Source organism: Sinorhizobium alkalisoli, assembly GCF_008932245.1.
GTDB lineage: Bacteria > Pseudomonadota > Alphaproteobacteria > Rhizobiales > Rhizobiaceae > Sinorhizobium > Sinorhizobium alkalisoli.
Genome location: NZ_CP034909.1, coordinates 872,747 through 889,184, shown reverse-complemented (window position 1 = coordinate 889,184; position 16,438 = coordinate 872,747). Strand labels below are relative to the sequence as shown.

Genomic DNA, 16,438 nt, shown 5'->3' with positions numbered 1-16,438 from the left:
TCGCTAAGCGTTACGCCTGATGGCGCAAGCCAAGGCTGATCTGGACGATGGCGCCGTCCGCTCCTGCCTCTTCGAAGAAGGCATCGGGAATGGCCGGGTTTGCGGCGGAATTGTCGGTGTTGGTGTACCGGCCCGTCGCGGTGACGTAATAGACCGGGTCCCCGGCCGCGACCGTCGCACCCGCAGTGACGTACATCGTGCCCATCGTCATGAATGCGCCCGTGAAGTACTGCGGATAGGCATCCGGGTTGCTTGCGTCCGCCGGCACCGCGGGATTGAGGACCGCAAGCCCGAGGAAATCGCCGGTGGACAGGATGGCAACGCCGTGATCCCCGGTACCGCGCTGCGCAGGAGCGCCGAACTTGATGCCGGCGGCCGTCTCGACAGTGCGGCTGACCTTGTTGCACTTCTCTTCGGATGCGATCTGGCCGGCAAGCCCCTTCGCGGGAGCCGCACCATAGGTCGTCTGGTAGGTAGCCATTGAAGCGTCTCCTCAGTTGGCCGTTGCAGAAGTCTTGCCGGCCTTCATGTCGGCGACCATCTGCGAATAGGCGTCAGTTACGACCTTGTCGGCGTCGCTGACCTGCGAAAGGCCCTGCTGAACGACGGTGCGGAAGGGATCGGCGCCGTTCTGGCTGGCGTCCTCGACGAGCATGTCGAAGCGGGCATCGACGTAGGCTTCCGACTTGTCGGCAACCGCGGCATCGCCCAGCTTAGCGACGACGACAGCCTTGCGGATTGCCGCGTCGGAAAGCCCTTCGGTCTTCACGTCCTTGGCAATCACATGCGCCTTGGTGATGAGATCGGCACGCGCCTGGACGCGCTTGTCGAGATCGGCGTCCGAAAGGATCTTGCCTTTCAACGCATCGATTTCGGCATCCTTCTTCGCGAGTTCGGCGTCCTTGGCGGCCAGAGCCGTCTGGTGTGCCTTCTCGGCGTCGGCGAACTTGGTGTTGGCGTCGGCAAGGCGCTGCTGCAGCGTGCCGATCACCGTGGCACCCTGGTCGGTTACTTCAACCGGGATGCCATCGACGGTAACCGTCTTCAGGGTCATGATCTTGTCCTCTTTCGGTTTCTGATCACTGGTGAACGGGGCAGCGCCCCACGACCTCACACCGTCGCCGATGCGAGCTTGTGATCCGGCGCGGCCGCGCTGCACGATGGCGACGTGGTTGATCCGGATATCTTTCTGAATGGCGTCGTATTTCTCGCCCGCGGGCGTGGTGCCCGGCTCCCATGCGAGATCGCAGGTGTAGCCGGCGGAGAGCTCGCGCTTGCCGCCCTCGATTTCGGCGATTACCGCCGCATCCATGACGATGAGCGGAACGCGGACGAATTCACCATCGCGGGCAATCTCGTCGCCGATCGAGCCTACGGCGAGCGCCTTCCAATTATCGGCGGTGACCGCTTCAGCCGGATGATCGTTCGTCACAGGCTTGTGCGCATAGCTGCCGAGGCTGGCCGTGTCGAAAACGTGCTCTTCCGGCCGGTAGACCTTCACGACCTGCATCTCCGGCTTGCCGACCTCATGGCCGGTATAGAGCTGGATGCCAGTGCGCGCCGTGCGCACGTCAGCAACAAGGTAGCCGTCGGCGGTCCGGCGCGTGCCAGCGATCGGTGCAGTGTCTGTGAATTTCATGATATTGGTTCCCAATCGACCAACAGAGAATCGAGGACGCGCAATGGCTGTGACGAGAGATCAGTTCGAAATCAAAGACGAGCTAACGGTGGTTCACCGGCCATCCGGCCTGGAAATTTCAACTTACCGCTACAAGGATCCTTCCCAGATCGGCGACCTCACGATCCGAGACGCCGGTCCCGAAACGAGCAAACTCAGCCCTGAGGATGCACACGAGGTCCATCAGGCAGCGCGCGAGCTGCTGCGTGAGTTGCAGACTAAGCCTCGCTGATCAGTCGTCTCGCACCTCTTCGAATATTTCAGGACCAAGGATGATCTTGCCGCGGTAGGGCTCGACCTTGGACAGATCTAAATCGCCGCCGATCTGGATGGAGATATGCGGCTGGTACTCCGGCCAATCCCACGAGGCGCCAGCCTCGATCATGGCGCGGTGACGCCATACCAGTTCCGACGCGGTGATGAGCAAGGCCTTGTACTTGCCATCTGCGCCCAGGCTGTCCATCTGGCGGGGCCCGCCGGCAGCTATCTCAAGCCGAGGCGACCAGCTCTCGCCCATCTCGAACCAGTCGACAGGCTGGCGGCTGTAGGCGATCGTCACATGAAGGTCTGGAACGATGTCGGTGAAGCCCTGCCCTTCGGCCCAGCGTACGATATCAGCGCGATTGACGACATCTCGACGGACATAGAGTGTGCGAGGCGCGACGTCGGCGGTAGGCCGCCTCTGTCCCGGTGGCGTCTGTTGCGCCTGCTGGGCTGCAGCTGCGGCGACCTCTTCCTCGTCGGGCTCTTGCTCACTGAGCCTACCGTATTCCTCGATCGCTGCATCGAGACCGGGCAGCGAGCCGTCTTCGATGAATGTGTTGACCAGCGCATCGGAAACGGCGTCGCGCGGGATGATCTCCTGTCCGGGTGTCGTGCCAACCAACTGCCGGGCAGCATCGGCCTTCGTCTTGAAGACGTCAGCCTTCTCCTTCTCCGACATGCCCCAGAGAGGCGCCCACTCGTAATAGATGTCCGGGTCACGCGAACCGAGTGCGCTGCGGATGATGCACTCGTCGAGGCGCGCCATCGCCGGCGTCATCTCGACGGTCTGCATCGCCTGCAGGCGATCGTAATAGTTCCGCAGGTCGCTTTCGCCGGTGGCGTTCATACCGGCCGGAGACTGCCCGAGAAGCCGGGTGGCCGGAATGTCGGCGGCGCCGGACACTATCTGCAGGAACGACATGAGCACTTCAGGCAGAGTGGCGAAGCTCGCCGTCTTCTGTTCGTACTCCTCTTCCTTATCGAGGAGGAGGTCGCCGTTGATGCCCTTGGCCGTGGCCGCGAGCGTGTAGCGCTCGAGGATCTTCGCCCGGTACCGCTCGTCGCCCAGGTTCTGCATGAAATCCGGGATGCGGATGACGTTGACCTTCGCCTCGAAGACGAGGCTGGCGATGTTGGCCGCGGTACCGTCCGCCTGCTTTATCGCATCTACGACCGACAGGAGCACGCTGTCGCCCCAGCCGGCATAGGTCGTGGTCATGATATCTTCGTCCGGCGGCTGGCTGCCGTTGAAGACGACGAGGCGCGACGGATGGATTTCGACCTGGGCGCCGTCGGCGGAGTTGAGCTGATAGAGCTTCGGCTTGCCATACCACTCGGACGCCGGATCGCGATCGATCTCGCCGGCAGTGAGATGCCGACGCGTCATGACCGTGAGGTATTTCAGGCCGCCCTTCCCGATCCGCTCGACGTCGAGCGGCTGCGTCAAGTCCTGGTCGCCGGTACCGATGACCATTGCAGCGCCGCCCCAGAGCCGCGCCTTGATCCGGGTCTCCAGCAGCTTGCTCATCACGTTCAGGCGCTTCTCTTCCGCTTCGATCGCCTCGATCTGCGGCTTCTTCGCCTGCCAGTCGCGCCAGGCGCGGATGCTGTCGAAGGCCGGAATGTCGACGATCTTCCGCGGCAGCCACGCGCCCCGATAGGCGTTAAGCAGTTCTTCGTCCGAAAGCAGCGGCATCGAATAGTAGGTTGCCGCCGCCTTGTCTCTGCTCGTGCCGAGGTTGGCGACCATGTTTGTCAGGCTGTCGCGGACGAATGCGATAATGTTGGCCATGTCCGCTCCTAAACGTTCGCCAGCGTGTATGTGCTCGCGCTCAGAAGCGCGTTGAACGCCCGGCTCGTGCTGTCGGCGTCATCATCGTGAACCGCCTCGGGGAAGCCCTCGAGCGATGAAAACCACGTCTCATTCCATGGACCGCGAAGCACCAGGACGTTGCCTGCTTCCGCCTGAGCAGAGAACGGGCTGAATCGCGTGGTCTTGTCGCCGGATTCAGGCGTCGCCCGAACGGTGAAGCCGGACAGCAGCTTTGTCAGGTTCGTGACCTGCGATTTGCCCGCCTGCCCAGGATCCTGAGGCAGAGAAATGTGCACATCCTTGCCGTCGGCTTCCGCCGTGTTCTTGATCAGCCGCTCGACGCCGGATGGCGACAGCCGATCACGGCAGTGGTGAGCCACGATGTACCGGCCGTCCGGAAGCTTTCCAATCTTGGTACCGGCGGTCCAGTCCGGATCGTTGCTCTCTGTCTTCGGTGTCGCGCCAAGGTCCCAGCCACGCATCCAGCGCGCGCCGGCGGGGATAGCGTCAACGACCTCACACCAGCCGCGGCGGAACAGCAGCCCGGCTGCGGGCCGAATCTTCCAGTTGCCGCCGAGGAGGCGCTCGCGCTCCACCGTCGGCAGAGCCATGAGGTTGGCGAGATAGCCGGGGTCCGCCGCCATCAGCGCCTTGTTGTCCGTCAGCTTGGCTGGGACGAAGGTCACCGACTTCGGCTCAATCGGCTTCGGGTTGCCGTTCTCATCGGGCGCCGTGTAGTCGGCGAGCTCCGACGGATGGTCTGCCCAGATGATCGCGTCACCGATGCGGACGAAGTAGCGGAGAACGCCTGCCCGCTCAGGTATCGGAAGCCCGGTATCCTGGTTGATCCACCAGGATATGAACTCGGCTACCCAGCTATCCGCATCCGGGTTGCAGGTCGCCCTGACATACGGGCGGACGCCGCACATCGATCGGTTACGCGACAGCAGGTACCAGAACTGCTTTGCACTGAAGTGTGTGAGCTCGTCGAAGCAGATCAGCGGGATCTGCGAGCCCTGCCAGTTCGATACCGTCTTGTCGTGCTCGAGGTGCGCGAAGCTGACCGACGCCCCAGACGGAAACGTCCACGACAGATCCGGCGCCACCCTCGGTTTTGCGTTCAGGCTCGGGTAGAGCTTCTCGCTCTCGTCCCAGAGCCCCCCCTCGTTTCGGACCTGCACCAGCGTGCGCCGGAAGAACACTGCCCCGAACTGCGGGTTCGCGACATGGCGCAGCGGCTCCATGAGCAGAGCCCACGTCTTGCCGCCGCCAGCCGACCCACCATAGATCGCGATATCCGCTGGCGAGGCGAGGAATGATGTCTGCGGGCCCGCCTGCGGCCGGATAACTGTCTGGGCGCCCTGCCCTTGCTCAGCTCCTGCCATTGTCGGGCAACTGGAAGATCGTCACCGGCGATACTGGTACCGGCAAGTCCTTTCCATCCTTTCCCGTCAGCTCGCGCCGGTTCGTGTATGCGCCGCCGACTTCTTCCGCCGCCTGCTTCAGGAGGGACGATGCCAGCACCATGTTGCCCTGGTTCTCTGCCTTCTCGGCCATGCGCTGCAGGGCGCGCAGCCGGACCGCGCGATGGCTGATGGCGATGGTGGCCGTATCCTCGAGGAAGGTCTTGCGGGTCTCTTCGAACAGGACACGCCATTTCGGCGCCAGTCCGGAGGCTGCCTTCTTGTTCGGATCGTGGCTCTCGACGAGCTGGCGGCTCACGTCGACTCCGAACTCCTTCTTGACTGCGGCCGCCACCACCGAAGGGCTGTCGAAACACGACAGTGCCTGCACGATGTAGGTCTTCACCTCATCGGAGAGTTTCGCTTTCGCCATGGTTGTGTCAAAGTCCGGTCAAATCAATGGAGGTTGCGGATATGGGGAAGTACGCGGTGACATTGCATGTACTGACAGCCTGTGAAGTCTCTGGCCGGGCAATTCCGGTGGGCGTGTACAGCGGAGTTAAATGGACCAGGTCATCCATGAACCATCCGGGCGGTCAGCTGACCGAATACCGCCTCTGTCTCGATCGGAACCCAAGTGACGAGGTTGAGGTGCTTCTCCTCGGCGACACGGTGGTGGTGACTGATCAGGTGAAGGCTGGCAACGTGGCCGTCATCTAGTTACGCGATCCTGAGCTGGCAGGTGCCGCAAGCATGGGCGATTTGCGCCCTGGCGATCTCAGGCGGCCGATTGGCCGCATCGACGATCGCGCGGATACCGGCTGCATCTGCCCCGTAGCGACGAACGACGCCGACGAACTCTTCCACGTCATGTCCGCGGATGGTGAAGACAGGGCGTCCGGTTGACCTGCTGAACTTCGGAGCGCCGAAAGCATCCGTCTCTTGGGCGGCGTGATAGAGCTCGTGCTCGACGAGCGCCATGAACTCGGCATCGCCACATGCCCGGCAGTATTCAGCATCCAGCGTGATGATGAAATCCGGCACGAAGCCGAACCACTGCTTCACCTGCATCTCTGCACGGGCGCGGGCCCACTTACCCATAGCGCCTTGGGGCTTCCCCTCTTCGCACTGGCCGATGATGCGGCGGCCTTTGCGGCTGTTCTCGACGACGGTCCAGAGGAAGCCGATCTCGGCATGCGCTAAGTGGGCGTGTTCCTCGTTATGGAGCGGCGAGGAGGGATCGAGGAAGGTTGCCTCTACCCATTCCGGCATATCTTCGGCCGGAACGAACGCCGGCGAACTGATGTCCTCGATCAGAGAAGACGGTGGCTGAGGTCTCACTGTCGATTGCCCTCAAGTACCTGTGAGTTGCGGGTGTAACTGTCTCGCTATGCCGTCTTCCGGTTGCGAATCGCTCACATTCATCGTTTCCTGCTTATGCAATCAGAAACGGAGAAATGAATGTCGAGATTTATCGCCTGTTATGATCTGAACGAAGCGAACTCGCCCCACTATGAGTTTTTGGAAGCTGCAAGACCCCTCGGATGGGAGGGGTGGATTCTAAGTTCCTCAAACGAATGGAATCGGCTGCCAAACACAACTCTCGTAGGCGATTTCGCGTCGATGGAAGAGGCTGTGAACACATTCAAGGCGATCAAACCCGCAGCCGAAAAAAAGCTCGGAGCAAAGATTACGCTCGAGAAATGGATTGTCGCGCACTACACGACAGCCACTTTCGCTTCCGACAAAAAGGTGCCGAAGAGTTAGCTGGTCAGGAGGGTTCCGTTTCCCGGGCGTATTCGCTGCCGCCCTGATCCACTCGGGAAGGAACGACCGGGACCATTCTCCCTTTGCCTTCTCGAACCGGCTAGAGTTGCCGTGTCCGCCTTCCCGATCTGTGACCGTCTGGCGGCCCGATATCGCGCCAGCTTGAGGCGGCCATCCGTTTTCACGGCGGCACGAAAGAAGGCAGCGGGGCGCATTGTACCATTCAACCCGTACATGGTTCCTACGCGAGCTTTTGGCACTGTCGGGTGACGCCTCGGCTCTCTTCCCGCATCTCGTGAGGCATTGCCTCGAATTGCTGCCGGGCTACCCTCCCGGCTTGGCCGACGGCGCTGGTTGCGTATCCAGCGCTGCGAAAGGTCGGGGCGCGTCGGCTTCCCTAGTATCTGGTTGCAGGCCCGGGAATCGAACCCGGTCCTTCGTGGTTATGAGCCACGCGGCTTACCAGTTGCCCTGCCTGCGTAAACTGATGCCGGATTTCGTCCACCTCTCCGGCAGGAGGCTGCTTGACGTCGGGAATGCCCGGCGCTGGATCAGAAACGAAGGCGACCACCCTACCGAGTAGACGGCGGTCAAAGGGTGGTCACTGCAGTTTAGAAAGCGCAGGATCAATAGTACGGAGAAATGCATTCCTGGCGCGGCCCGTAATAGGGCTGGAAGGTGTTGTCGTAAGCTCGATATGAACGATAGCGATCGTAGCACCATTCAACATGGGCTGAACTAGCGTCCGAATAAACCCTGCGCGGAGGCGACGCGATCGCTCCGCCGATGGCCAGCCCAGCTCCGAATGCGGCCAGCGGATACCACCATCCATCACTGTGCCGACGATAACCATCCCGATTGTACCGGTACCCCCGGTAGCCATTGTAATAACCGTAACGTGGCCCGGCGCTGTAGCGTGGGCTGCTGTACCTGCGCGCGTGCGGTGGGCCGCCACGGTGGCCAGGCTTGTGATGGACCAGGTCAACAGCTTGAGAATTCGAATACCGCATCGAAACAGGCGGCATGGACATTGCCTGTGCCGGTACCGCGCCCGCAAAAGCCGTAGTCACCGCAGCTAACAGTGCACCTATCTTCTTCATCAGATCACCCAACATTTTTTCGTCGAGTCATTTTCGGGTGCTTGCGATGAACGCAGGATGAACGTTGTTGGACGCTTGGCCGCCAATTTTCTTCGCTTTAAACAATATTCTGCCAAGGCGGGAGGCGGTGAGCTTCCTCCCTAAGGCCCGGCGAGTGTTCCCTCTAATCGAGGTCCGCGATCAGAACAGCCTGCAAATCACCAATGATTGCAAGGAGATTAAGCGACGCGGTCGATTAGTTCAAGAGGAACTTCGACGCGGACCAGCCCTGATAACGTTTCCACAAGGGTTTTCACCGTGTTTCTGCTGGTGACGTCGAGGACGGTTGCCAGCATGCCGCCGACGAGCCGATGCGAAGCGGCGATCGTGACGACCTTGCCCTCCGGGAATTCTTCTTGCAACTCGCGCCTGGTGCGCTTCCGGCGTGCGCTGCGTTCTCTCTCGAGCGTGGATTGAGCCGAGGCCTCGGCATCGTAGAGATCCTCGATAAGCTTGTCTGCGATCCGGAGCGGGCATCCGGCGACTCCGAGAATGGCCGTGACGCCATCGACGCGCGAGAGGCGGAAGAACTCCCGCGTCGGCAGGTTTACGAAGCAATAGCCGACGAGCATGGCGAAGCGGCGCTCATGCAGCTCCTTTGTCCGGTGGTGCTTGATGTCGCGCCGGAATGACGGCATGAACACCTCGAAGCCGGCGTCTCGAAGGGTACGCTCGATGATGAATTCGCCCTTACGCTCGTCGGTCTCCCCTACCCTGGGCGACGCCTTGCGCTGCGTTCCCGGCCGGGCCTTGATCGCGTACCATTCGTTTCTCAGCATATCGTTTTCCCTCGTCTGCTATGCTCTGGCTTGATGGGTTCTGCAGTAGCGGCCCGTCGTTTCCGCCGCACAGAACAGGTACGGACCGCCATTGTTGAGGGGCCAGCAGCACTGGCCGGCCGTGAGTTCGTGGAGGAGCTTTGCGGATGCGAGGCGCTCGGCGTCGTAGGCCGTCGGCGGCGCGAGCTCGACTTCAGGCACCGGCGCCGGCTGCGCGGCAGGCGGTACCAACACCTTCTTCCGAGGCGCGCGCAGTGCTGCCGCCCTCGTCCCCTGGGACTTGCGCTCCTCACGCTGCGGGAACAGCTTCCGGTTCCGGTAGGCGATGCCGACGATGACATTGCGGCTGACGCCGAAGCGCTTGGCAATCTGCGAGGCGGTAAGGTCGTCCCTCCAAAGCTTCGCCGCGGCTTCGATGTCGACGGTGCGGTGCTGGATGTTCATGCCGCTTTCTCCTCTGCAGGAGTCTCTACCGCTTCAATCTCAGCCTCGATGCGGCGGCGATAGGCCATCTGCTCATCGCTCACTTCCCGGGCGTCAGGGAGCGCCAGCATCTTTGCGAGCTCGTCGGCGCGCTCAGGCGAAACCGGCTCGTGCTGGACGTTCAGCCTTGTGTGGATCCTGTTGCGGTTGACCCGGACGGCGATCGGCGACCACACCTCATCAATGGCCCACAGGTGGACAGACCGAGTTGGCAGTTCGCGCGATCGAGCGAGATTCGTGAACTCCAGATGGTCGACGCCCTCGGCGACAAGGTAGAACCCTTGGGCCGCCAGTTCGTTGGCACGCTCGCGCTGCTTCACCCGCAGGTCCATGAGGCCGTGAGCGCTCGGCAACGTTCTGCTGACGCTTGCCTCGATGGCCCTGAGCGTTTCATGCTTCCGAACCCGGTCCTCGCGGATGATCCGGCATTCGGCGTTCGCCATGGCCGCCAGTTCCGCCGGCAGCGGAATGAACGCCAGGTTGATGTTCTCGTATTCGCCGCGCTTCAGCTTCGTGTACGCCCGGCGCAGGCCGTATACCGGCACGTTGCGCAGGGAGAGCCGATATTCCTCGACCGGGTTGGCGGCCGTGATCGTTTCGGAGATCCGCATGCCGCCGCTCATCAGGCCTTCTATGCACTGGCCGATCTCGTCAGCATTGGCCGGCGCGAGCTTCTCAGTGAGAGCGGAAATCTCCTGCTGCAAGGTCGACAGTTGGGCCGGCAAATTGCTCATCTGGTTCACCGTATAGGTCGCGTTTCAGTCGGGAGTGGATGTCGTGGTGGCGTTGCAGGGATGGGCTCATCGGTCGAGGTGGCGATTGCGCTTGGGGACGCTGGCGCCCTCCGCCGCGATCCTGGTCGCGAGTGAGCCACGCAACGACGAAGCGCTTCATGCCCTTGCTGGTCTTGCGGTTCTTGGGATTGGCGTTGAGCCATGCACGCATGGCCGCCAGTTGCTGGCGAACGTCGACGGCAGGGAAGGCCTCCGCCCACTCGGCCACATCCGCCTCGGTAATCGAAACAACGTCGCCGTTGACGGTCGGAAGATCGATCACCGTCGGCGAGACCGGAGCGGATTTTTCCGGCTCCGGGCAAACATCCGAACGAAGTGAGGATGTATTGGTGTTCTGGTGTATTGGTGTCTTTAGTGCGTCCGCCGTGCGTCCGCCGTGCGTCCCGGGTGCGTCTTCACTGCGTCCTGTTTCCTGATAACGCGAGTAATTACAGACGGTAACGTGCGTCTTTCCTGCGTCCGTGCTTATCTCGATCATTCCCTCTCTTTCGAGAAGAGAGAGAAACAGCCGTACGCGCTTGTCCGATTTCCATTTCCATGCGGATTGTAGGCCCCGCAACGTCGTAAAAAGGCTGCCGATCGGGACGTTGAGAACGTCATTACCGATGCGATGCTTCGTTTCCTTCCACGCAGCATTCGAGATCAGCCAAAGCCATGCCTCTCGCTCGGTAACGGCTCAGAGGCGAATGCCTCATGATCGAAGATGGAAGTCTGGACGCGAATCCACCGGCTCATCAGCGGATGACCTCCACGTCGATGCCGTAGATGGCCCGCATCAGCTTGCGCTTGATGTTGAAATCCCTGGTGGCAACGCCCTTCACGTCGACGACGCGGTTGCGCTTTTGGATGGCGTCATAGAACGCGAAGTCGCAACGATAGGTGCAGACAAGCTGACCGTTGACCGTGAGGGCATACGGCTTCTGCAACTCGACCTCGTAGACCTGGCCGGCGCGCTCCAACTGCTTCAGCGAGGCATAGAACTGTGCTTCGCGCTTGCTGTCGAACTTGATGCCGTCGACGGTCGTCTTCTTATTTCGGTACTTCGAAGGCCGTTCGGACTGATCAGCTTGCTGGATATCGCGGAACTGGGCTGCGGACATGCGATCTGAAATTAAGGTCATGCCACACCTCCCGGCTCGTGGAACAAATACAGCCCAGCATCGGTTGCACGAGCAAAGAGGAGGCCTGAATGCCAACGACCCCGATCCCGAAGCCCAATGACCCTGAATTCCCGCCAGACATGCCGCCGGATGTGCCGCCAGATCTGCCGGAGCCACCAATCGAAGAACCAGAGCCCGACGTGGGCCCGGACGCGCCCGACATCAGTCCGGTGCCCGGCGAGGAGGTCCCGTCGAAGATGAGCGGTTGAACCTGTCATGCCGCGCCCCCGGTGAAGAGATGCATCTGCGCTGTACCCGCGGCGTTGGCTTTAGAGGCTGCGGGGTTGAGCCATAGAACTTCGGTGCGCTCGCGTGCGCCGTCGGCAAGAGCCTTGCGCTCATGCCGCTCCCAATGACTAAGCGCACCTTCATAAAGGGGATGCGGATAGCCAGAGAGGACAACCATGCCCTTGAGACCGCCCAAAAAAGTGAGCAGCTTCTCGTGATCTTCGTTGCTCAATTCATGCCGGTAGTTCTTTTTGCTTGAGTTTTTGGCCTTGGAGCGCGTCTCCCACACATACGGCGGGTCGACATAGTGCAGCGTCTCAGGTCCGTCGCACTGAGCCATTACTTCGATGGCAGGACGGTTTTCGACGACTACGCCTTCAAGCCGCCAGATGATTAGCTCAAGACCCTCGCTGTAGTTGGCCCAATCGTGCGCCGGCGTCGTGCCAGATCGGTTGCTATTGGCTCGGAAGCCCGTCATACGAGTGCCGTTGTGCCCATCTGATCCGAAGCCCATGAATGATCTGATGATAAGGCGGCGCGCTTTCTCGACCGGGTCATCGGTCTCTTCGTAAGCTGCTCGAAATTCCGAGCGAGCAAACGGCGTGTGGATAATGTTGTGCGTCAGTTCGGCATAGCGGTTGCTTCGAAGGACGCGGAACAGGTTCACCACATCATCATCCAGGTCATTGTAGATTTCGGCATATGACCTCGGCTTCCGGATGAGGACGCTCGCAGCTCCGCCGAACGGCTCGCAATAGACGCGGTGCTCAGGGAAGAATGAGATGATCCACGGGGCAAGTATCCACTTTCCGCCATGCCAGCGAAGAAGAGGCCTAGTGGGCTCTCTACCGGAAGGCTGCCAAAATGGGCGAACGTTGAGTGTTTCCGTCACGCTGCCGCCCTCCCATTGCAGAGAGCGATGACGGCGTCGCGCAGCTTGTTCTCAGCCTCAGTCTCAGGACGCGGGCGCTTCGATCGCGGGCCATGGTCTTCCAGCCAGGTGAACTTCTGGCGCTTCTGGGCTTCAGCCCATTCGATGATTGCTGAGGGAGTAATCACCAAACCTTCCTCCCATTCTTCCAGACCTTCAGAGTGAGCGTGTTGACGTTGGTGCCAACGCTCGAGAAGGAATTGCGGGGATTGTCGGAAAAGACGCCGTTGAGTTTGGCGATGTGTTCGCGGAAGGCGACGGCCTTGCGGCTCTCGGCGAACTCGGTATGCGCCGACATGATCGCTACCAGGAGACCGTCGTCCTTGAGGAACTTCAGAGCGTGCATGACGTGGTCGATGTCGCGCTCGCGATCGAACGGCGGGTTCATAATGATGCGGTCGTAAAGCCCGCTCGTCGCAGGATCGATCGCCAGGAAATCGGCGCAGATCACCATGCCGTAGATGCCGGCGGCCTTCAGGTCGTTTGCTAAATGCGGCTGGCACTCGATGCAGTCGACGGCGGCGCCTTCTCGCCGAGCGCGCTTGGAAAGCTGTCCTGTGCCGGCGGAAGGCTCAAGAACCCGAAGCGCGCCATCCCGACTGTAGAGGCTGGCGAGGTCGATTGTCCGCTCTGCGAGGCTGTCCGGCGTCGGGAAGAAGCCGAAATTCTTCGCCATCTCCCGCTTCGGCTCGTGCAAGCCGCCGTCGTCTTCGTGCTTGCGCTCCTCCGGGATGACCTCGCCGTAATATTCGCCGATCATTCGGTTTGCGAGCCGGACCAGATCGTCACGCTTAAACCACAGGTGAGCATTGCCGTTCTTAAAAATACGGACGGTGTAGAATTCGCTCTGGACTTCCGTCTGGCGCGCGTTTCTCAAGCCATCCGTCATGCGGACGCGGTCGATCTCTCCGACGATCCCGGCATAGTCAGAAACCGGCTTGCGGCCATCCAGGAGAAGGAAGGTCCGCTCGATGTCCTGAAGGGTGGAGCGGTGGTCGCGGTAATAGTTCCAGAGCCCCCAACTATCGAATGCGCCCGACAAGATGACTCGGCCGCCGATCTTCCAGCCGCTGTGTGAGCGGAAGCGGCGATCGAGGTTGGAGAACATCTCGGCGATGCCCCGGCGGAAAATCATCCCGGCTTCGGAAGCGAACTGCTCGATCGTGGCGTAGGCGTTCTCTTCGGTGAACTCCGGCGCCTCGGTCAGAAGCTGCTGGCGAAATTCGTCTTTTGCCTTCTTGTCCATCAGGTGGTTGAGTTGGGTGGAATGGATGACCGAGTCCCACACTCGGCCATCAATGTAATGGCGGTCGGTGATGTCCTTGACATCGCGCGTGGCGAATAGGCCGGCGGCGAAGGGCGCCGCGACCTTCAGGAGCTTGTGAGCTTCGTTCATCTTCTCTTTGGCGAATGCCTCTGCCTGGCGGGCTGCCTCGAAGGCTGCAAGGGTAGCATCGCGGTGACGGGCAATCTCGGCGATCGATGCGCGGGTGATGAGCTGGTTCATGCTGCCTCGCGGAGGAACTGTTGGACGGCGTAGTCGCCCCATTGGTCAGCCATGGCGGCGGCTATGCCAGGGAAGAAGCGGGAGCGCTCTTTCCAGCGGTCAGGGCCCGGCGGCATGCGGTGAACACGGGCCTCACGGCCAGAGACGATGTCGGTGGGAACAAGCGGAGGAAGGCCGCGGAGCCAGAAGCAGGTGCGCTTGACCTCGGGATGGCCGAATTGCCAAGGCTGCACGCTCTGGGCAAACTCTTCGTAGTTCGCGATGCGCGCCTTGGCATGCTTGTGCATGACGGGGTTTTCGATGCAGATCCGATCGATCGGCGCGTTCCAGAAGGCGGAGAACAGCGCCGCGCCCTCGTCGAGCTCGGCCCACATTTGCTCGACCGTCTTCCCGGGAGGAGGAATGGACAGCCAGCGAACGCCGCTGTTGCAGAGCCTCGTGCACGGAGGATGCGCGACGATCAGCATGTCCCAGCCGTCATTCAGCAGGTCACGTGCGTCGCCGCGGATGTGCCGGTTGCTGCCGTTCTCAGCCGGCAGCAGATCGCAGGACCAAGCGTCATGGCCGCGATCGAGAAAGGCATTTCGGACCGTTCCGGAAAACTCGCAGGCTATAAGGACCCGCAACGAACGTGTGCGGCTCCGGCGACCGGTCGGGAAAGTCAATGTATGTTGCTGCGGGAAAAGTCGGTCATTCCCGAGGCCGGTGCCGGCGCATCCAGTGGAGGAGCTTCTCAATTTGAAGCCTCCCCCATTCCCACGCTCTTTTCAGAGCGCTTATCAGCAGTCGCATGGGCTTTCCTCAGTGCGTGGCGATCGGCGCGATGCTTGGCCGCCGCTTCCTCGTTCCTCAGGCACATGTCGTCGTACGCCAGCATCAGCGCCCGATAAGCTGATCCGGCGATGTCCTTCATTTCACGTGTCTTGTACTGAAGTCGATAGAGGTAGCTCTCCGGGACGCCGGTCTTATCCGCCAGCCTGCCCCGGACAGCCTTTTCGCGGTCGCCACGGCCCTTGAACTCAGCGTCCATAAGGGCGGCGTACCAACCTCTTGCCTCTGTCAATGCCACGCTTGTCATCTTCGCCTCGGAAACACGTTTTCCGGTTTTGGAAACTCTATTGCCGTACATTTCTCGGTCCCTGTGCGATCACTGTTCCCGTTCAAGGAGACGCGTGATGCGCAGAGGCATTACTTCCGATGGAGAGGACGGCGCCGCGCCAACGGCTGCCGGTCCCTCCCAGGTCTTTCCGTTTCGCAGGACCACCGCCGCAACGTCCGGTCCTGCTGCCGGCGACGTGACCTCGTCGTCGCCGGCTCCCATTCCCTTGGGTGCCGCTGTTCAAGCCGTGGTCATGAGACTGGCGAACAAGCGGATCCGTTTGAGAGTTGCTGGCCCCGGCTGGGAGGAGGATGACCGGGACCAGCGTTGAGCGCCTGGGAGGAGGAGAAGCGCTCAATCCTTCGCGACGAAACCGCGCTGTCGGAACTCCCGAGCCGAGAGCTTCGACAGCAGCAGCAAGAGCCAGATCATGGCCCCGGCCGAGCCCAGGACGATTGCGATCAGATCACCTGCCATTGCCGACTTCCTCGATCGCGGCCTGCCAGACGATCGCCGGCCAGAAGAAAAGCGGGAGCATCAAAATCCATGTTGGGTTCATCACGCAGCCCTCAGAGGTTGGAGGTTTTCGGAGCGGCGAATCTCGTCGACGAAGTCGATGACCTTCGCCCAGGTCATGGTATTGCCGAGCCCGCGCGCGCCGGCCTTCTTGATCGTGTAGCGGTTGACGCGGTAGGCGAGCTCGTATCCTCGATCGGCAAGGAAGCTCTTGATGCTGTCGTAGGAGCTACTTTCGCCATCGGCGAACTTGCGGATGCCCTTCTTGGCTGCGAATTCCGAGACCATCGCAGAGAGTTCGACGCGGGAGGAGTTGGACCGATCGAGCCCGACGCCGCGCTCTATGGCACGCTGCGCCATCGCGTCTTCTGCCTTGGTGAAGCGGACAAAGTGATTGAACGACATCAGGCGACTTCCTCCGCTTTCTCGCGCATCGCGACGGTGCAGGCATGGCAGTGACGATCGCCATAGCCGGCGCAGGCTTCAGGGTTCCGACATCTGGGCCGGAGCGCGGTTTTCGGCTTGGCGGTGGGAATAGGTGCCTGTCTCTCCAGGCTGTCACGTCCATCGTCAGACGTTGCAGGCTGGTAATCGCGTCCAGCCTCGCCTACTCGCATCTCCCGTCCTGCGGGCGCCGTCTTGGCGCTGATCGCAGCGTTGTCATCGGATGCTTTCGCTCTGGAATTGGTTGCCGTCTCTCCGGCTGTCACGCTCTTAACGGCGACGTTCCCGTTGGCCTCTTCAGCGTCTCGGCCATCGACGCCGGTTTCCTCCGCACTGGTCGGCGCTGCAGCAACCGGAAAGCCGCCCACCGTCTCGTTTGCCTCTTCAGGCGAATTGGTTGCCCGTTTACCGTCCGGGCCAGACGACGTTGCAA

Annotated in this window: 23 protein-coding genes, 1 tRNA gene and 2 pseudogenes; 5 read left to right on the top strand and 21 right to left on the bottom strand. The window is 61.3% G+C overall.

Going from position 1 to position 16,438, the window contains the following annotated elements; genetic code table 11:
* Window positions 1-10 precede the first annotated feature (10 nt).
* Both EKH55_RS04360 and EKH55_RS04355 read right to left on the bottom strand, forming a co-directional pair.
* Window positions 11-481 carry a structural cement protein Gp24 gene (locus EKH55_RS04360; protein ID WP_151611045.1) on the bottom strand — a complete coding sequence of 157 codons (471 nt, stop codon included), beginning with the start codon at window positions 479-481 and terminating at the stop codon, window positions 11-13.
* 12 nt (window positions 482-493) lie between these two features.
* Window positions 494-1,639 (bottom strand): DUF2213 domain-containing protein, encoded by a 1,146-nt coding sequence (locus EKH55_RS04355; RefSeq protein WP_151611044.1) that lies wholly within the window; start codon window positions 1,637-1,639, stop codon window positions 494-496.
* 43 nt (window positions 1,640-1,682) lie between these two features.
* Here EKH55_RS04355 and EKH55_RS04350 point away from each other — a divergent pair, with 43 nt between their 5' ends.
* Complete coding sequence (locus EKH55_RS04350) at window positions 1,683-1,910, top strand: hypothetical protein (RefSeq protein WP_127672336.1); 228 nt, start codon at window positions 1,683-1,685, stop codon at window positions 1,908-1,910.
* Here the strand turns inward: EKH55_RS04350 and EKH55_RS30235 are convergent.
* The 4 genes and pseudogenes from EKH55_RS30235 to EKH55_RS04335 all read right to left on the bottom strand — a co-directional run.
* Window positions 1,911-2,321, bottom strand: a pseudogene (locus EKH55_RS30235) (anti-CBASS protein Acb1 family protein); the annotation flags it as partial. It abuts the gene before it with no gap.
* A gap of 72 nt (window positions 2,322-2,393) precedes the next feature.
* A pseudogene (locus EKH55_RS04345) lies at window positions 2,394-3,734 on the bottom strand (DUF1073 domain-containing protein); the annotation flags it as partial.
* 8 nt (window positions 3,735-3,742) lie between these two features.
* On the bottom strand, window positions 3,743-5,140 hold the full coding sequence (gene terL, locus EKH55_RS04340) for a phage terminase large subunit (RefSeq protein WP_151611042.1): 1,398 nt from the start codon (window positions 5,138-5,140) through the stop codon (window positions 3,743-3,745).
* Window positions 5,127-5,591, bottom strand: coding sequence for a DUF2280 domain-containing protein (locus EKH55_RS04335; protein WP_151611041.1), 465 nt, complete (start codon window positions 5,589-5,591; stop codon window positions 5,127-5,129). The genes terL and EKH55_RS04335 overlap by 14 nt, the downstream gene beginning before the upstream one ends.
* A gap of 41 nt (window positions 5,592-5,632) precedes the next feature.
* On the opposite strand from EKH55_RS04335, the gene EKH55_RS04330 reads away from it, so the two are divergent.
* Window positions 5,633-5,878, top strand: a complete 246-nt coding sequence (locus EKH55_RS04330) for a hypothetical protein (protein WP_151611040.1) — start codon at window positions 5,633-5,635, stop codon at window positions 5,876-5,878.
* Here EKH55_RS04330 and EKH55_RS04325 read toward each other — a convergent pair whose 3' ends face one another.
* Complete coding sequence (locus tag EKH55_RS04325; RefSeq protein WP_151611039.1) at window positions 5,879-6,499, bottom strand: putative metallopeptidase; 621 nt, start codon at window positions 6,497-6,499, stop codon at window positions 5,879-5,881.
* A gap of 120 nt (window positions 6,500-6,619) precedes the next feature.
* Here EKH55_RS04325 and EKH55_RS04320 point away from each other — a divergent pair, with 120 nt between their 5' ends.
* Window positions 6,620-6,925: a hypothetical protein gene (locus tag EKH55_RS04320; RefSeq protein WP_151611038.1), complete on the top strand. Its 306-nt coding sequence runs from the start codon at window positions 6,620-6,622 to the stop codon at window positions 6,923-6,925.
* 405 nt (window positions 6,926-7,330) lie between these two features.
* Here EKH55_RS04320 and EKH55_RS04315 read toward each other — a convergent pair.
* From EKH55_RS04315 to EKH55_RS04285, 7 genes are all read right to left on the bottom strand, one after another.
* Window positions 7,331-7,405: transfer RNA gene (locus tag EKH55_RS04315), tRNA-Met, on the bottom strand.
* A gap of 146 nt (window positions 7,406-7,551) precedes the next feature.
* Window positions 7,552-8,025 (bottom strand): BA14K family protein, encoded by a 474-nt coding sequence (locus EKH55_RS04310; protein ID WP_151611943.1) that lies wholly within the window; start codon window positions 8,023-8,025, stop codon window positions 7,552-7,554.
* A gap of 218 nt (window positions 8,026-8,243) precedes the next feature.
* Window positions 8,244-8,843, bottom strand: coding sequence for a transcription termination/antitermination NusG family protein (locus EKH55_RS04305; protein WP_151611037.1), 600 nt, complete (start codon window positions 8,841-8,843; stop codon window positions 8,244-8,246).
* Window positions 8,844-8,861: 18 nt separating this feature from the next.
* The gene (locus EKH55_RS04300; RefSeq protein WP_151611036.1) at window positions 8,862-9,287 is read right to left on the bottom strand and encodes a GcrA family cell cycle regulator; all 426 of its coding nucleotides are present in this window, start codon (window positions 9,285-9,287) and stop codon (window positions 8,862-8,864) included.
* Entirely contained in the window at window positions 9,284-10,060 is a 777-nt protein-coding gene (locus EKH55_RS04295; protein WP_192803745.1) for a hypothetical protein, read from the bottom strand. The genes EKH55_RS04300 and EKH55_RS04295 overlap by 4 nt, the downstream gene beginning before the upstream one ends.
* Window positions 10,002-10,598: a hypothetical protein gene (locus EKH55_RS04290; protein ID WP_246231771.1), complete on the bottom strand. Its 597-nt coding sequence runs from the start codon at window positions 10,596-10,598 to the stop codon at window positions 10,002-10,004. Before EKH55_RS04290 ends, EKH55_RS04295 begins: the two co-directional genes overlap by 59 nt.
* Before the next feature lie 256 nt (window positions 10,599-10,854).
* Window positions 10,855-11,241: a DUF1064 domain-containing protein gene (locus EKH55_RS04285; protein ID WP_151611035.1), complete on the bottom strand. Its 387-nt coding sequence runs from the start codon at window positions 11,239-11,241 to the stop codon at window positions 10,855-10,857.
* A 68-nt stretch (window positions 11,242-11,309) separates the two neighbouring features.
* On the opposite strand from EKH55_RS04285, the gene EKH55_RS04280 reads away from it, so the two are divergent.
* Window positions 11,310-11,489: a hypothetical protein gene (locus EKH55_RS04280; protein ID WP_151611034.1), complete on the top strand. Its 180-nt coding sequence runs from the start codon at window positions 11,310-11,312 to the stop codon at window positions 11,487-11,489.
* 5 nt (window positions 11,490-11,494) lie between these two features.
* Here EKH55_RS04280 and EKH55_RS04275 read toward each other — a convergent pair whose 3' ends face one another.
* From EKH55_RS04275 to EKH55_RS04255, 5 genes are read right to left on the bottom strand one after another with little or no spacing between them, the layout of a single operon-like run.
* Window positions 11,495-12,400, bottom strand: coding sequence for a DNA adenine methylase (locus EKH55_RS04275; RefSeq protein ID WP_151611033.1), 906 nt, complete (start codon window positions 12,398-12,400; stop codon window positions 11,495-11,497).
* Window positions 12,397-12,567, bottom strand: a complete 171-nt coding sequence (locus tag EKH55_RS04270; protein WP_192803784.1) for a hypothetical protein — start codon at window positions 12,565-12,567, stop codon at window positions 12,397-12,399. The genes EKH55_RS04275 and EKH55_RS04270 overlap by 4 nt, the downstream gene beginning before the upstream one ends.
* Window positions 12,564-13,946, bottom strand: a complete 1,383-nt coding sequence (locus EKH55_RS04265; protein ID WP_151611032.1) for a DUF4942 domain-containing protein — start codon at window positions 13,944-13,946, stop codon at window positions 12,564-12,566. Before EKH55_RS04265 ends, EKH55_RS04270 begins: the two co-directional genes overlap by 4 nt.
* Window positions 13,943-14,683 (bottom strand): hypothetical protein, encoded by a 741-nt coding sequence (locus EKH55_RS04260; protein ID WP_151611031.1) that lies wholly within the window; start codon window positions 14,681-14,683, stop codon window positions 13,943-13,945. The genes EKH55_RS04265 and EKH55_RS04260 overlap by 4 nt, the downstream gene beginning before the upstream one ends.
* Entirely contained in the window at window positions 14,680-15,075 is a 396-nt protein-coding gene (locus EKH55_RS04255; protein WP_151611030.1) for a hypothetical protein, read from the bottom strand. Before EKH55_RS04255 ends, EKH55_RS04260 begins: the two co-directional genes overlap by 4 nt.
* Window positions 15,076-15,121: 46 nt before the next feature.
* Here EKH55_RS04255 and EKH55_RS04250 point away from each other — a divergent pair, with 46 nt between their 5' ends.
* Window positions 15,122-15,376, top strand: coding sequence for a hypothetical protein (locus EKH55_RS04250; protein ID WP_151611029.1), 255 nt, complete (start codon window positions 15,122-15,124; stop codon window positions 15,374-15,376).
* A gap of 23 nt (window positions 15,377-15,399) precedes the next feature.
* On the opposite strand, the gene EKH55_RS30060 is transcribed toward EKH55_RS04250, so the two are convergent.
* Both EKH55_RS30060 and EKH55_RS04245 read right to left on the bottom strand, forming a co-directional pair.
* A complete protein-coding gene (locus EKH55_RS30060; RefSeq protein ID WP_269808417.1) occupies window positions 15,400-15,522 on the bottom strand; it encodes a hypothetical protein in 123 nt (40 codons plus the stop codon).
* Window positions 15,523-15,603: 81 nt separating this feature from the next.
* Window positions 15,604-15,966: a hypothetical protein gene (locus EKH55_RS04245; protein ID WP_151611028.1), complete on the bottom strand. Its 363-nt coding sequence runs from the start codon at window positions 15,964-15,966 to the stop codon at window positions 15,604-15,606.
* Between the last annotated feature and the right edge of the window lie 472 nt (window positions 15,967-16,438).